Origin of the sequence: Mycobacteroides sp. H001 (assembly GCF_001440005.1) — a bacterium.
GTDB lineage: Bacteria > Actinomycetota > Actinomycetes > Mycobacteriales > Mycobacteriaceae > Mycobacterium > Mycobacterium gwanakae.
The window spans coordinates 266,199-280,709 of the sequence record NZ_LJYH01000021.1 but is presented as its reverse complement, the minus strand read 5'-3'; the positions used below and the strand labels follow the sequence as shown (position 1 = coordinate 280,709).

General features: G+C 65.2%; 15 protein-coding genes. 4 read left to right on the top strand and 11 right to left on the bottom strand.

Features of this window, described 5'->3' with window-relative positions; all coding sequences use genetic code 11:
- Positions 1–82: 82 nt before the first annotated feature.
- Positions 83–1,177 (bottom strand): succinyldiaminopimelate transaminase, encoded by a 1,095-nt coding sequence (dapC, locus tag AOT83_RS03335; protein ID WP_078284197.1) that lies wholly within the window; start codon positions 1,175–1,177, stop codon positions 83–85.
- 20 nt (positions 1,178–1,197) lie between these two features.
- Complete coding sequence (fdxA, locus tag AOT83_RS03330; RefSeq protein WP_030094777.1) at positions 1,198–1,524, bottom strand: ferredoxin; 327 nt, start codon at positions 1,522–1,524, stop codon at positions 1,198–1,200.
- A gap of 637 nt (positions 1,525–2,161) precedes the next feature.
- Here fdxA and AOT83_RS03325 point away from each other — a divergent pair.
- On the top strand, positions 2,162–2,716 hold the full coding sequence (locus tag AOT83_RS03325; protein WP_030094776.1) for a PadR family transcriptional regulator: 555 nt from the start codon (positions 2,162–2,164) through the stop codon (positions 2,714–2,716).
- Complete coding sequence (locus AOT83_RS03320) at positions 2,709–4,739, top strand: NADPH-dependent 2,4-dienoyl-CoA reductase (RefSeq protein ID WP_030094775.1); 2,031 nt, start codon at positions 2,709–2,711, stop codon at positions 4,737–4,739. Before AOT83_RS03325 ends, AOT83_RS03320 begins: the two co-directional genes overlap by 8 nt.
- Positions 4,740–4,760: 21 nt before the next feature.
- Here AOT83_RS03320 and AOT83_RS03315 read toward each other — a convergent pair whose 3' ends face one another.
- The 5 genes from AOT83_RS03315 to AOT83_RS03295 form a co-directional block, all read right to left on the bottom strand.
- Positions 4,761–5,207, bottom strand: a complete 447-nt coding sequence (locus tag AOT83_RS03315; protein ID WP_057963874.1) for a hypothetical protein — start codon at positions 5,205–5,207, stop codon at positions 4,761–4,763.
- Positions 5,208–5,339: 132 nt separating this feature from the next.
- A complete protein-coding gene (locus AOT83_RS03310) occupies positions 5,340–5,645 on the bottom strand; it encodes a hypothetical protein (protein WP_030094773.1) in 306 nt (101 codons plus the stop codon).
- Entirely contained in the window at positions 5,642–5,938 is a 297-nt protein-coding gene (locus AOT83_RS03305; protein ID WP_030094772.1) for a hypothetical protein, read from the bottom strand. The genes AOT83_RS03310 and AOT83_RS03305 overlap by 4 nt, the downstream gene beginning before the upstream one ends.
- Complete coding sequence (locus AOT83_RS03300) at positions 5,938–6,576, bottom strand: MspA family porin (protein WP_030094771.1); 639 nt, start codon at positions 6,574–6,576, stop codon at positions 5,938–5,940. The genes AOT83_RS03305 and AOT83_RS03300 overlap by 1 nt, the downstream gene beginning before the upstream one ends.
- A gap of 80 nt (positions 6,577–6,656) precedes the next feature.
- The gene (locus tag AOT83_RS03295; RefSeq protein WP_057963873.1) at positions 6,657–7,115 is read right to left on the bottom strand and encodes a hypothetical protein; all 459 of its coding nucleotides are present in this window, start codon (positions 7,113–7,115) and stop codon (positions 6,657–6,659) included.
- Between the two features lie 194 nt (positions 7,116–7,309).
- On the opposite strand from AOT83_RS03295, the gene AOT83_RS26630 reads away from it, so the two are divergent.
- The gene (locus tag AOT83_RS26630; RefSeq protein ID WP_327083397.1) at positions 7,310–7,882 is read left to right on the top strand and encodes an excalibur calcium-binding domain-containing protein; all 573 of its coding nucleotides are present in this window, start codon (positions 7,310–7,312) and stop codon (positions 7,880–7,882) included.
- Between the two features lie 7 nt (positions 7,883–7,889).
- On the opposite strand, the gene AOT83_RS03290 is transcribed toward AOT83_RS26630, so the two are convergent.
- Positions 7,890–10,475 (bottom strand): bifunctional FO biosynthesis protein CofGH, encoded by a 2,586-nt coding sequence (locus AOT83_RS03290; RefSeq protein WP_324610504.1) that lies wholly within the window; start codon positions 10,473–10,475, stop codon positions 7,890–7,892.
- 138 nt (positions 10,476–10,613) lie between these two features.
- On the opposite strand from AOT83_RS03290, the gene AOT83_RS03285 reads away from it, so the two are divergent.
- Positions 10,614–11,375, top strand: coding sequence for an O-methyltransferase (locus AOT83_RS03285; protein ID WP_057963917.1), 762 nt, complete (start codon positions 10,614–10,616; stop codon positions 11,373–11,375).
- On the opposite strand, the gene AOT83_RS03280 is transcribed toward AOT83_RS03285, so the two are convergent.
- The 3 genes from AOT83_RS03280 to AOT83_RS03270 all read right to left on the bottom strand — a co-directional run bounded on the left by AOT83_RS03280 (position 11,372) and on the right by AOT83_RS03270 (position 14,473).
- Positions 11,372–11,707 (bottom strand): hypothetical protein, encoded by a 336-nt coding sequence (locus AOT83_RS03280; protein ID WP_030094767.1) that lies wholly within the window; start codon positions 11,705–11,707, stop codon positions 11,372–11,374. The genes AOT83_RS03285 and AOT83_RS03280 overlap by 4 nt on opposite strands.
- Positions 11,708–11,846: 139 nt before the next feature.
- On the bottom strand, positions 11,847–12,668 hold the full coding sequence (gene mshB / locus AOT83_RS03275) for an N-acetyl-1-D-myo-inositol-2-amino-2-deoxy-alpha-D-glucopyranoside deacetylase (RefSeq protein WP_030094766.1): 822 nt from the start codon (positions 12,666–12,668) through the stop codon (positions 11,847–11,849).
- A gap of 11 nt (positions 12,669–12,679) precedes the next feature.
- Positions 12,680–14,473 carry an ABC transporter family substrate-binding protein gene (locus AOT83_RS03270; protein WP_030094765.1) on the bottom strand — a complete coding sequence of 598 codons (1,794 nt, stop codon included), beginning with the start codon at positions 14,471–14,473 and terminating at the stop codon, positions 12,680–12,682.
- Positions 14,474–14,511 lie beyond the last annotated feature (38 nt).

Here is a 14,511-nt window from a genome sequence, read left to right as displayed (position 1 = left end):
AATCTAGACAATGCGCAACGAAACCTCAGGTAACACCGAAATCCGGCGGGACGTTACGTGTGGTAGCTCGGGTCTTCGACGGTCAGTCGGCCAGGCGCGCGATCGCGGCGTCAATCCGTTCATCGGTCGCGGTGAGGGCCACCCGCACATGTTCCTTGCCGCGGGGGCCATAGAACCGTCCGGGAGCCACCAGAATCCCACGCTGGGCCAGGTACGCCAGCGCTTCATCACAGGAGTCACCCCGCGTCGACCACAGATACAAGCCCGCCTCGGAGTGGTCGATCCGGAATCCGTTGCCGATCAACGCCTTCGAAAGCTTGTCGCGACGAATCTGGTAGCGGGCACGCTGATCGCGCTGATGCTCGTCCTCGTTCAGCGCCGCGGTCATCGCCGCCTGCACCGGTCCCGGCACCATCATCCCGGCGTGCTTGCGTACCGCGAGCAACTCGCCGACCACCGATGCGTCGCCCAGCACGAATCCGGCCCGGTACCCCGCCAGCGATGAGGTCTTGGATAGCGAGTGCACGGCCAACAATCCGGTGGTATCGCCGTCGCAGACCCGTGGATCGAGAACCGACACCGGCTCGGCGTCCCACCCGAGCCCGAGGTAACACTCATCGGACACCACGAGGGCGCCGCGCTCTCGAGCCCACTCGACAACCTTGCGCAGATGCTCCACCGGCAGCACCGCGCCGGTGGGATTGCTGGGCGAGTTGAGGTAGATCAGGGCGGGATGCTGCGGCCCCAGCTGGGTCAGCGAGTCCGCGCGGACCGTGGGCACACCGGCAAGCCGGGCGCCCACTTCATAGGTGGGATACGCCAACTCGGGGATGACGATCAGGTCGTCGCTGCCCAGCCCGAGCAGGGTCGGCAGCCACGCGATGAGTTCCTTGGTGCCGATGACCGGCAGCACGGCGTCGTCGGCGAGCGGCACCACGCCGTATCGCCGCGATACCGCGTCGCGGATTGCCTGGCGCAATGCCGGTGTGCCGGCGGTCGCCGGATATCCGGGAAGGTCGCTGGCCGCGGTCAATGCGTCGCGGATGACCGGGGCCACACTGTCTACCGGGGTACCGACGGAAAGGTCGACAATCCCTTCGGGGTGCGCCGCAGCGGTCGCCTTCGCACCGGCGATGGTGTCCCACGGAAACTCCGGAAGCCGGGACGAGACCCGCAGCCGGGACTCAGAGGACAAGTTCAGTGTCCCTCACCCATGGGCGGAAGCTCCTTGACCGACGGCGGGTCGTAATCGGTCTTGCCCACCTTCGCGGCACCACCGGGCGAGCCCAGGTCTACGAAGAAGTCGGCGTTGCCCTGGATATAGCCGGTCCACTGATCCGGCACATCGTCCTCATAGAAGATGGCCTCCACAGGGCACACCGGTTCGCAAGCACCGCAGTCGACACATTCGTCGGGGTGGATATAGAGCATGCGCCCACCCTCGTAGATGCAGTCGACGGGGCATTCCTCAATGCATGCCTTATCCATAACGTCGACGCACGGTTCCGCGATCGTGTAGGTCACGAAGGTTTCCTCATTTCCTGCGCTGATGTCCAGTTCATGCGTTGCGGCAAGTATCCCGGTCCATAGATGTGCCCCGCGACACAGGCTGACCTAACTCGCCAAGGCGATCTAGCCGTATCCGCCGGTTACAGGTACTTAGCTTAACGTTTAACTTGACTTGCCGCCAGCAGCCACGCTCAGCCCCCGGGCCACAGACGCGTGCCACGCGGCATGCCCCCACCGATCGCGCCCATCGGGCATGCGCCGTTCGGGTAGATCAAGGGCCTACGACGTAGTCCGTGCCGGCGCATACGCGACCCGGCCACCGGCGAGGCCTGTCATCCCCCAAGACAACGACTTAACCTGGACAAACCCGTTCGCAAGCAACGTAATCCGTGCACTCGCCGGGGCTGATGCAGCCGGCCCGCGCGCCCTCGTCGACGCAGTCGGCGGCATATCCCCCGGTGCGCGCCTGATCCGCCCCGCCCGCACACGGTTGGGCGATCCCTCCATCACGGACAACCTCTCGAGCGCCGCACCGACTACATGTGTCAGACCGTCAGCGTTACCGACCGCGACACTTAACTGGCCAGTTGTATGCAGACTGTTGCACTGCAACAAGTTGCATAGGGGTCAGGTTTCGTGTCAGCATGCTGCCGTGGCACTCACCCACGCGATCCTGTTATCCCTGGCCGAGCAGAACGGGTCAGGTTACGAGCTCACGAGCCGATTCGACCGGTCGATCGGCTACTTCTACAGCGCCACGCACCAGCAGATCTATCGCACGCTGCGCCGTATGGAGGACGACAGCTGGCTGCGCTGCACCGTCGTCGACCAAGAAGGACGGCCTGCGAAGAAGGTCTACGACGTCGCCGAGCTCGGCTATCGCGAGTTGTCCCGGTGGGTCAACAGTTCCGAGGGCACCGACATGCGCGACCTGGCCCTCAAGGTCCGCGCGGGTACCTACGGCGACATCGACATGGTGGTCGAACACATCCGTGTCCAACGCGACACGCACCTCGTCATGCTCGACAACTACCGCGAAATGGAAAAACGCCAGTTTCCCGCTCCGGATCAGCTCACCGGCGCGGCCCTGCATCAATATCTCGTCCTACGCGGCGGTGTCCGCATGGAAGAGGGCTTCACCGATTGGTGCGACGAAATGATCACTTCCTTGTCCACAGCCCGGACTGAAAGCGAGAATCATGAGTAATCCATATCCAACCCTGTTGTCCCCCTTGGACCTTGGCTTCACAACGTTGAGGAACCGAGTCGTCATGGGATCCATGCACGCAGGACTTGAGGACTTCCCCTGGGATACGCCCGCCCTGGCGGCCTACTTCGCCGAGCGCGCCAAAGGCGGCGTCGGCATGATCATCACCGGCGGATACGCCATCAACCGTGCCGCCTGGCTCAAGCCGCTGGCCGGAAAGCTCACCACTTCCCTTGAGGCGTACCGGCATCGCATTGTCACCAACGCGGTGCACAAGAACGGCGGCAAGATCATCGTCCAGCTGCTGCATGCGGGCCGCTACGGATACCACCCGTTCTCGGTGAGCGCGTCGAACAAAAAGTCACCCATCACGCCGTTCAAGCCGCGCAAGCTCAGCACCAAGGGTGTCTGGCAGACGATCGAAGACTGGGCACATAGCGCCAAGATGGCCAAGAAGGCCGGTTACGACGGCGTGGAAATCATGGGTAGCGAAGGCTATTTCATCAACCAGTTCCTCGCGCCGTACACCAACGATCGCAACGACGAGTTCGGCGGCAGCCCGAAGAACCGGCGCAGACTTGCCGTCGAGGTGGTCAAGGCTGTTCGCAAGGCGGTCGGACCGGAGTTCATCATCTGCTATCGGCTGTCCATGGCCGACTATGTGCCCGACGGCCAGACCTGGGATGAGATCGTGGCACTGGCCAAGGAGATCGAGGCTGCCGGTGCGACGATCATCAACACCGGCATCGGCTGGCATGAGGCGCGAGTGCCCACCATCGTCACCTCGGTGCCACAAAACGCGTTCGTGGATCTGTCTAACAAGATCGCTCAAGAGGTTCGGATTCCGGTGATGGCATCCAACCGGATCAACATGCCACAGTCCGCCGAGCAGATCCTCAACGACGGTCAGGTGCAGTTGATTTCGATGGCCAGGCCGCTGCTGGCCGACCCGGACTGGGTCAAGAAGGCCTCGGCCGATCACGCCGACGAGATCAACACCTGCATCGCCTGCAACCAGGCCTGCCTGGATCACTCGTTCGTGAACAAGAAGGCCAGCTGCCTGCTGAACCCGCGTGCGGGCAACGAGACGACGCTCAAGCTGCTGCCGACCCGGCATGCCAAGAAGATCGCCGTCGTCGGCGCGGGCCCAGCCGGACTGGCGGCCGCCGTCACCGCAGCCGGACGCGGGCACAAGGTGGTGCTGTTCGAGGCCAACCCCGAGATCGGCGGCCAGTTCGACATGGCCCGCAAGATTCCCGGCAAGGAAGAGTTCAACGAGACCATTCGCTACTACACGACGATGCTCAAGAAGTACGGCGTCACCGTGCTTTTGAACAAGAAGGTGGATGCGCAGGAGCTGATCGCCGGTAAGTTCGACGATGTCATCTTGGCCACCGGGGTCAAGCCCCGGGTTCCGGCCATCCCCGGCATCGACCACCCGATGGTGCTCTCCTACCCGGAGGTCATCAAGCAGATCAAGCCCGTCGGCAAGCGTGTGGCGGTAGTTGGCGCCGGCGGCATCGGCTTCGATGTGTCCGAGTTCCTGACGATCGACGAGTCGCCGACGCTGAACCTCAAGGAGTGGCGGGCCGAGTGGGGTATCTCCGAGGAGCACGACTCCCGCGGTTCGCTCACGAAACCCATTCCGGCTCCAGCGGTTCGCGAGGTCTACCTGTGCCAGCGCAAGAAGGGATCGCTGGGCAAGGGGCTGGGCAAGACCACGGGTTGGGTGCACCGCGCATCACTCAAGGCCAAGAAGGTGACCGAGCTGGCGGGGGTCAACTACGAGCGGATCGACGATGCCGGACTGCACATCAGTTTCGGTGAGGAGCGCAAAGACCCGCGGGTGCTCGAGGTCGACAACGTGGTGATCTGCGCGGGCCAGGAATCGGTGCGCGACCTCGACGACGTGTTGAAGGAAGCCGGGGTCGAAGCCCACGTCATCGGTGGCGCTGCGCTGGCCGGTGAGCTGGACGCCAAGCGCGCGATCAAGCAGGGCACCGAGCTGGCCGCGAAGCTGTAGTCACCGGAACCGCCGACAGGCCTACCGATATCCGTTGCACCAGCGGTGTGGATGCATCTGGCGGCACGCCCTCCAGATGTCGTTCGGGTCCGTTGCGGTGGTACTCGGTGGCGCGTCGGTTGTGGGCGTGATCGCCGGCGCCGGGAGGTAGGTGGTTGCGGTCACCGTTTCGGTGACCGTCTCCATCGACGAGGGTGGCGCAGACGGTGATAGGGATGACGACACCGGCGCGGATGTCGAGGGTGTCGTCACCGACGTGATGGGGACAAGTGGTGGCACCGTTGTCTTCTCGGGAACGAGAAGCAGAAACCCGAGAGCGATGATCGCCAGCACACCCGCCGTCGCGGCTATCGCAACGATCCAGACCTGACGGGATGTGCCGCGAGACGGCGGGGTCACCGGGAGCAATTGCGTGGGCTCGTCCCCGCCGTCGCTCCAGGCCCGCACCGTGTCTTCGTAGGACGGCATTTCTCGGCACCTCCGTGACGGTCATCGCTCGATCTGCTACCGAGCCGATGGCGCCGGATGCCGCCACGCTAATAAGCGATTCTGAGGTGCCGCTGAGATGCAGCTGCCAAATACTTGGGCGATTTGCAGGGGTCAGCGCGTCGCTGTGCCGGTCGGACTTTCCAGCTTCCCGTCGCCGACTCCGACACCCGGCTTCACTCCACCCGGCGCCCCCGCGCCATCGACTACCCCGGCCGAAATCCGGGGCCCCCGGGCGGGGCCCGACATCAGCACCGGCAGCTGAGTACCGCGTGAGGGACGCAGTGCGGGCAGCTGGCCGGGCACGAAGACCGGGTTATAGGGCGCCGGAACGGGCGGCGGCGGAGCCGCGGCGACAGGCGGGGCAATGCCGACCGCGATTGCCGCCACAACCGTTGCTACACAAAATGTTCGGATCATGGTGCCACCCCTTCAGTCATGCCACGTGGGTCCTCCAGCTGTCCGGCGGTCATCCCGGCGCCGATTCGGGCGGTGTACCCGGAGTCGACACCGGCGGAGATCCGGGCACCGCGCGGCGTTGCCGGAGACAGCCCAAACGGTGGTTGCGCCGCGGTCGCCGCATAGTTGGGTGTCCCACCCGGCACGGCCACGGGCACCGCAGGCATCGGGTTCACCGGTGGCGGGTCCGCCATGGCTTGCGGCGCCCACAACACGGACGCTAATACCCCTGTGGCACAGACGAATTTCATCATCAGATCTTGATCGGATCGCCATAGATTGCGAACTCGGTGTGACCGGTCTCCGTCGACGCCCGCAACGAGGCGAAGGAACGGATCGTCACGTCACCACCACAGGCATCGGCCTTCACATGCACGTTGTCCAAATCCAGCGCACCCGTACCACCGTGGGACAGAACCATATTGGCCATCGGGAGGTTCACGATGACGCCCGGCTGCACCACGGTCTGAACGAACCCGCTGACTCCCGCGCTGCCTCCCACTCCCACCGACGGTGTGGGCGCCACGCCAAGGCTCACCGACGGTGCGATACCCGCCGATCCACCAAGCTGCAAGCCCGAAGACACATCCGACTGGCAACCGAGCTGATATCCGATGACGAAGAGGCTGTCGGTGATGGGGTTGGTGCCGCCGGAGGCGGTCGCCGTGCCCGACAAGGTAATGAATGCCTCACGCGAGTTGGTTGCCGCGGCCAGGTTGGGAACCACGTTGACGCGTTCATTGTCGAGCCTGATCTGCAGTTGCCAGCCATCGCGGGTCGTCCGCGAATACGACTGCGGCGCCATCTCTCTCGGCTCTGCACTGGCCGGTACCGCGACCATGAACCCAAGCATGGCAACGATGAAGCTTGTCGCTACGAGTCGGGTAATCACGCACATCACGATGCCCAAACCAGCCACCGGAGTTAACCCACCGCGATCCAGTCAGTCAGGTGCGCGCAGAGACCGTCAACTTAGCGGTATCCGTCGCAGTCGCGCCGCGGGTGCAGTTCGTGACACAACCGGCCTTCTTCTGGACGTGTCGGCACCACTTCTGTTGGCGTCACCTCTGTCGGCGCGACCGGCGCGGGCGTCTCCACCACCACGGTGGTTTCGATAACGGTGGTGACCACCGTCTCCGTCGGCGGCGCGACGGGCACCGAACTACTTGGCACACGCAGATGTTCGGTCGCCGTCGTCACCGGAGCCGGGGCCACCGGCTCCTCAGCCTTATCCACCTCCAGCAGGGCCAGAACCAACGCCGCCACAATGGCCAGGGCCGCCGCCGCGCAGACGATCCACACCCAGCGCCATGAGCGATTGCCTACGGAGATCTCGGAGTCATCCGCCTCGGAGTACGCAGCGGCAGGCGGATTCAATGGCCGCTGGGTAGTCGGCGGCATCGACTCCTCGTCGGGCGGTAATTCGGTCATCAGGGCACGAGGCTACCGCCATCAACGGCAGCCCACTGCCGAAATCCGCACCCGCCGTCAGGTACGGGCCGCGCCCCAATTTCTTCTCGCGATTCGCCTCCCGACAGCTCTTAGATCCGGTAAAGATCAAGGTCACGTTTGCATCTGAGGAGGGTCAGCTGCGTACCAAGATTCTGCATCTCGCTATCGCCACATTGGTAGGCCCATCGTTTGGTTTCGTCTCGGCGCCGTTGGCACAGGCCTACCCCAATTGCGCCGCTGCAAGAGCGGCCGGAGCTGCGCCCCTGTACCGAGGCCAGCCTGGATACAGTTCGAAGCTCGACCGCGATGGTGACGGTGTCGCGTGTGAGACCGGCTCATCTGGATCCGCGCCAGGCCAATCTGTCCCCGCGCCAGCAATCCCCACCATACAAGCGCCACAACCCGTTTCGACACCGATTCCCGCACCGGGATTGCTGTCGGGCGGCGGTGACGGCGCAAGCTACGAGACCCTAGTCACCTGGACTGGTACGGATTGCATAGACATCACCGCGCCGGATTCATCACCTGCGAGAGTGCTGACGACGACCAATCATTGCGGCGGTACGACCAGATTTACTCAGAGCGCGAACGGCAGTCAGCTTGTAGGGGCGGACCCCATAATGGGATCGGCTGAATCCATCACGTGCGAGATCCTCGTCGGGCGCCTTCGCGATTCAGGCACACGCGGGGATGGTCACGACGTCAACTGCCTCACCCGAGCAGACTCACTGAAGGCTTCAGCGTAGCCAAGCTTTACGCCGCGGACGGCCGCCGTGCGTAGGTGGTGGTGCGTTCCACTGCGGGGCGTCCGATGCCGTCGGCGATTTCTTCCAGCTCGGCGATGGTCTTGGCGGATCCGTGTTCAGATCCGGCCATCCGGGAGATGGTCTCCTCCATGAGGGTGCCGCCCAGATCGTTGGCACCTCCTTCGAGCATCACCCGTGTGCCGTCGATACCCAGCTTGACCCAGCTGGTCTGGATGTTGTGGATACGCCCATGCAGCATGATGCGCGCCAATGCGTGCACCGCCCGGTTGTCGCGGTTGGTGGGCCCGGGCCGCGCGGCGCCCGCCAGGTACAGCGGGGCACTCTGGTGCACGAATGGCAGCGGTACGAACTCGGTGAATCCACCTGTGCGGTCCTGAATTCCGGAGAGAACCCGCAGATGCGACACCCAGTGCTTGGGCGTATCGACGTGCCCGTACATCATGGTGGAGCTGGACCGCAGCCCCACCTCGTGTGCGGTACTGATGACATCGATCCATTCCGACGCGGGCAGCTTGCCCTTGGTCAGCACCCACCGAACCTCGTCGTCGAGGATCTCGGCGGCGGTGCCCGGAATGGTGTCCAGACCTGCGGCGCGCAGTTCGGTCAACCACTCACGAACGCTCTGGCCACCCTTGGACGCACCGTTGACGATCTCCATCGGGCTGAAGGCATGCACATGCATGCTGGGCACCCGCTTCTTGACCGCGCGCACCAGATCGGCATACCCGGTGACCGGCAGCTCCGGGTCGATACCACCCTGCATGCAGACCTCGGTAGCACCGGCGACATACGCCTCCCAGGCGCGGTCTCCGACCTCCTCGGCCGACAGCGAGAAGGCGTCGGCATCGCCCTTGCGCTGCGCGAAGGCGCAGAAACGGCAGCCGGTGTAGCAGATGTTGGTGAAGTTGATGTTCCTGTTCACCACGTACGTGACGTCGTCGCCGACCACATCCGCGCGGATCGAATCAGCCAGTGCGGCAACAGCATCCATAGCCGGACCCTCGGCGGTCGCCAGCGCCAGGTACTCGTCATCGCTGCAGCCGGCCGGATCTCTCTCGGCGGAGCGCAGCGCCGCCAGCACGTCACCACTCACCTTTTCCGGGGCACGCGCATTCAGTTCACGAACATGTTCGCGGATAGATTCCCAGTCCCCGAAGGCACTCGCCAGATCGCTACGGGTGTCGGTGTTGCGGCCCTCCGAATCGATGGCCTCATGCAGGTCTACCCGGCCCGTCGACTCCCAGGTCTCATCGGGCTCCTGCCAGGGCAATCCCGTCGGCGAGATATCCAGGGCGTAACCGGTTTCCGGGTCGGCCAGGGCCTCCACGTGTCCACGTACCCGCGGGTCGATCCACGCCGCCCCGGCCTGCACGTACTGCGGGTGCGCGGTGAGCCGCTGCACCAGGTCGTATCCGGCCTCGGCGGTCACGTCGGCCAGATCGTCCACTGCGGGCCAGGGGCGTTCGGGATTGACGTGGTCGGGCGTGAGCGGCGAGACACCGCCCCAGTCGTCCACACCCGCCGCGATAAGCGCGAGGCATTCGCTGCGGGACACCAAGTTTGGCGGCGACTGCACCCGCATCTTGGGGCCGAGTACCAGCCTGGTCACGGCGATGGTGGCCAGGAAATCGTCGATATCGGCGTCGGGCGTCGACTTCATCGCGGTGTCCGGCTTGGCCCGGAAGTTTTGCACAAGCACTTCTTGCACGTGCCCGAACTCTTTGTGCACCTTCCGGATCGCGTGAATGGTCTCGGCCCGTTCGGTCAGGTTCTCCCCGATGCCCACCAGCAGCCCGGTGGTGAAGGGGATGGACAGCCGGCCGGCGTCGGTCAGCGTCCGCAGCCGCACCGCGGGGTCCTTATCGGGGCTGCCGTAATGGGCCTCGCCTCGCGTCTCGAACAGCCGCCGCGACGTGGTTTCCAGCATCATCCCCATCGACGGCGCCACCGGCTTGAGCCGAGCCAGCTCGGACCATGTCATCACGCCCGGGTTCAGGTGCGGCAGCAGTCCCGTCTCTTCCAGCACCCGGATCGACATGGCCCGCACGTAATCAAGCGTGGTGTCATATCCACGCTCATCGAGCCACTGCTTGGCCTCCGGCCAGCGGTCCTCAGGCCGATCGCCCAGCGTGAACAAGGCCTCTTTGCAACCCAATTCGGCGCCGCGACGGGCGATGTCCAAGATCTCGTCGGGCTCCAGGTACATGCCCTGGCCCTGCGCGCGCAGCTTGCCTGGAACCGTCACGAACGTGCAGTAATGGCACTTGTCCCGGCACAGATGGGTGACCGGAATGAAGACCTTGCGCGAATAGGAAACCGGCAGACGCCCGGCCGCGCCGCGACGCCCGGCGGACTCCAGCCCAGCATCGCGCACGCGCGACGCACTGGCCATCAGGTCGGCCAGATCGTCTCCCCGCGCGGTCAGCGCGAGCGCTGCCTCATCGACGTTCAGCGTCACGCCATCGCGGGCGCGGCGCAGCACCCGCCTCAGCGCGGGCGATGAGCCACCTGCGCGTGCGGCATCCGGAACAGAAGATGCCGCTTTCGGCGCGGGAAAGGCGGGATTCGGCAGCGGCGTTACGTCGTCGGGCACGTTTGTACAACCGTCGGTCACCCCCAGATCATCCGCCCGTACCAAAAGCCCCACCACTCGGGGGTTCATCAACGGGACCACGCTGCGAAAACACCCGGGATGGCTAGGCTGATCTTCGTGAGTCTTACGAGAACGCTCAAGCAGAAACTTCCGTTTCTGCGGTATTCGTTTCTGCGTGCGGTGTTCGGCGGGCTGAACGTCATGCGCACTGGTCAGATGGGCGATGGCCGTGAAGAGGCCACCGCCGAGCACGTCATCGCCACCGCCCCGGCCGGGGATGTCGACGCCGCGATCAACGCCATCGACAACTTCGCGTATGACCAATCGATTCTGATGAATGTCGGCGACGAGAAGGGGCAGCTGCTCGACGCGGCCGTCAAACGCGCCAACCCCAAGATCGCCCTCGAACTGGGCGCGTACTGCGGCTACAGCGGGCTACGGATCGCGCGTGCGGCTCCCGGCGCCAAGTTCTTCTCCATCGAGAAGTCGGGGGCCAACGCCTCGGTGGCCCGCCGGGTCTGGGCCCACGCCGGGCTGGCCGACCGCACCACCTGCCTCACCGGCACAGCCGACGACGGCACCACCCTGGACACACTGACCAAGGACTACGGATTCACCGAGGGATGCCTGGACTTCGTGTTCATCGACCACTGGAAGGACGTCTACCTCGACGACCTGCAGCGGCTGATGGAACGGGGCTGGCTGCATCCGGGCACGATCGTGGTGGCCGACAATGTTGGCTTCCCCGGCTCCCCCAAGTACCGCGCGTACATGAAGGAACAGCAGGGAAAGCGCTGGCAGACCATCGAGCACGAGACCCATGTCGAGTACCAGACGTTGGTGAAGGACCTGGTCCTCGAGTCTGAATACTTGGGCTAGGCGTTCGCCCGCCGTAGGACATATGCCGCGGGCAGCACACCGAACGCCAACAGCAGCACGGGGCCAAACCCGCTGAAAATCACGTCACCGCCGGGCCCGCCGAACAACAGCAGCGTCGTGGTCGCCACGAACGCCCACAGCGGTGCCCCCGACCATCGCGTCGACGGTGCCCATTGCAGCGCGCACCACACCAGCACCACGTTGAGAACAGCGCTGATGACCAGGCCCAGCGGAACCAGAACCCCGCCAAAGCGCGTGTTGAGCAGAGCAGCGCCGAAAATGGCACTGATGATGCCGTCGACAACGAGCGCGGTCAGTACGAACGCGCGCAGATAAACGTTCAGGCGTCTAAATCGGGACGGAGTCGAGCTGGGCCACGAGTGAGCCGACGACCCATTGGAAGTTGTCCAGCCGGTCTTGCCAATGCTGCTGGTTGGGGTCCAGGTCCGGATCAGGTGGCATGGATCGAGCTTACAACTCCACGCCGGCGAACAGATCTGATTCCCATCCGGTGTCGACACCGGCCACACCACGCACCAGCACAAAATGCTCGATGTCCGCGAGGGGCAATGCGATCAGGTTCGACAGCGCCAGCGAGGTCCCGTCCTCGGAGACGGTGAGCTGAGTGGCATGCGCGCGCAGCGCGGCGGCCTTGGCGTCGCGATAGGCCGAGACGTCGATGGCGGCGCTGATCTGCTCGTCGGCATATGTAGGTATGACGTCGACGGGCGCCGGCTCACATCCCGGAGGCAGCTGCTTCATCGCGGCGAGCCCCGCGCTCAGCGCACTGGTGGCGATGACGGTCCAGTACAGCTTGGCCACCTTCCAGGAGGCCTGCTCGACCGCAGCGGTGGTCACCGTGTGCGCCTGGATGTGGTCGGGATGCCCATATCCCCCGAAGGGGTCGTAGGTGACGACGACGTGCGGGCGGTGCTCGTCGATCAACCGCGTCAGTTCCGCGACGGCATCGTCGATGTCAGCGCCGGCGAATGCCCGCGGATGCAGTGGCCCGGTGTCGGCCATGCCGGAGTCACGCCAGTGCCCGGCACCACCAAGAAAAACGGGCTGCTCGACCCCGAGGTGCTTCAGCGCGGCAGACAATTCCGCGATGCGGTACCCGCCGAGTTGATCGGCGTAGTCCACGGCGAGCTGCGCCCAGCGGTCGCCGATCACCTCGCCTTCCTCGCCGAGGGTGCAGGTGACAACCTTGACGTCGGCGCCTTCGGCGGCATACCGCGCGATGGTTCCTCCGGTCGTCAGGGATTCATCGTCGGGGTGCGCGTGCACGAGCATCAGACGGCGGGTCATGGGCGGGTCTTCTTCCACTCTCCTGCCGTGGCCACGATTCCCACCGGAACCGCACCGGTCAGCTCGACGTTCTGCACGCTGGGCCCGGCCGCGGCGATGGTGGTGTCCTGCATGATCGGCAACACCGTTGCCATCTTCCACAATTGCGGCTCGGCCTGATCGACAACCTTGCCCACATCGGCCTGCCCGGTGAGCGCGGCGTCGATGCTGGCCTGCAGGCCCTCATCGCACAACCCGGTGAGATTGCTCGGGGCGCGAACGGATTCTTCCCGCGCTGGCGGCGCCGGCGTATTGCTCGCCGGTGGCGGGGGCGGAGTGGTGGTGCGGGTCTCGGGCAGCTTGCTCGATTGCAGCGCCGGGCAGCCGTAGCGGGAGGCCAGCACGGTGGCCAGGTCTCCGCCCGACTGGTGCCAGCCGACGATGGCGTCGACACGGCCGTCCGGAATCGCCTGGCCGTACAGCGTGGGCGGGTCGAGGGCCAGGACGCTGGCCCGCACTCCGGCATTGCGCAGTTGATCGGCGGCGGTGTTGGCGACGGCGACCGACGTCGGATCGTTGGCAGCGGCACCGATCACCAGGCTCAGCGGCTCGCCGTCCCGGGTGATCTGTGGCGGACCTGCCGGGGCGCCGGGTGCCGGCGGTACCTCGACGGCTTCATATCCCGCCTCTTTGAGTAACGCCAGGGCCGCGTCGCGGGTGAGAGCAGTGGGCGCGGTGGGCTTGTATCCGGGGTCCGAGGGGGAACGCACCTGTGCCGCCGCCAGGGTGACGGCGTTGTCGTTGCCGGCAGCCACCGCGGCCAGCAGCCCGACATCCAGCAGTCCGAGCAGCCCGCGGCGCACCTTGGCATCGGTGAGGGTGGGCTGTCCGGCGCGCAAGGTCAGCTGCAAGGTGCGCGGCGCGACGATGCGCGCGGTGCGCACGCCGGGAATGTTGGACAGCTGAGCGAAGGTCACCGCACTGCCGTGCACCTGGGCTACCTGGGTGTCTCCGTTACGGATCGAGTCGGCCAACACCGTGGGCGCGCCTGCACGCCGGAACAGGATTTCGTCGGGAACCGCGGGTTTGGCCCAGTACCGGTCGTTACGGGCGAGCAGGATCTCGTCACGCTGGGGGTCGATCGCGTCGACCCGGAAGCGCCCTCCGGACGCGGGCATCGACTTGATCAGCCCGGAGGCGAACCCGCCCGGAATGTCCTTCACGATGTGCGCGGGCAGCAGATCGGTGAACAGCTCACGCCAGGCCGGGTATTTGTGGTCGAAGGTGACGACCACACGCTTGCCGCCGTCACGTGACTGCACGTCGGTGATGTTTCCGTAGCCCGCCGGGTCGACGGTCCCGGGCTGAACGAGCATCTGTTGCCACAGGTAGGAGAAATCGTCGGCACCGATGGGTGCGTTATCGGTCCACTGCGCCTCGGGACGGATCGTGTAGGTGACCGTGAAGGGTTCTTGACTGGTCTCTTCGGCCGATACCAGCAGCGTCGGGTCCAGCTCCCAGCGTGAGCCGGTGGTGGTGGTCGAGTCGGGCACCGGGCGGAAGGCACTGGGCAGCACCAGCGAGCTGATCGCGGAGTTCACCGGCGACTGATCCGACAGCAGGTGCGGATTGAATCCGGCCCCGATCGAATCGATACCCACCACGATCTGCTCTTTTTTGGGCGGCGGCGGTGTCGTGGAATTCGTGGTTTCGCTGCCTTGCACGGCCGGTGGCGCGCTGACGGAGCACCCCGCGAGCAGCACCACACCGAGTACTGCGCACAGTCGCAGGCGCGGTGACTCGATCGGCATGAGGACCAACCTTATCGGTGGGGTGGGGCGTGGCGCCC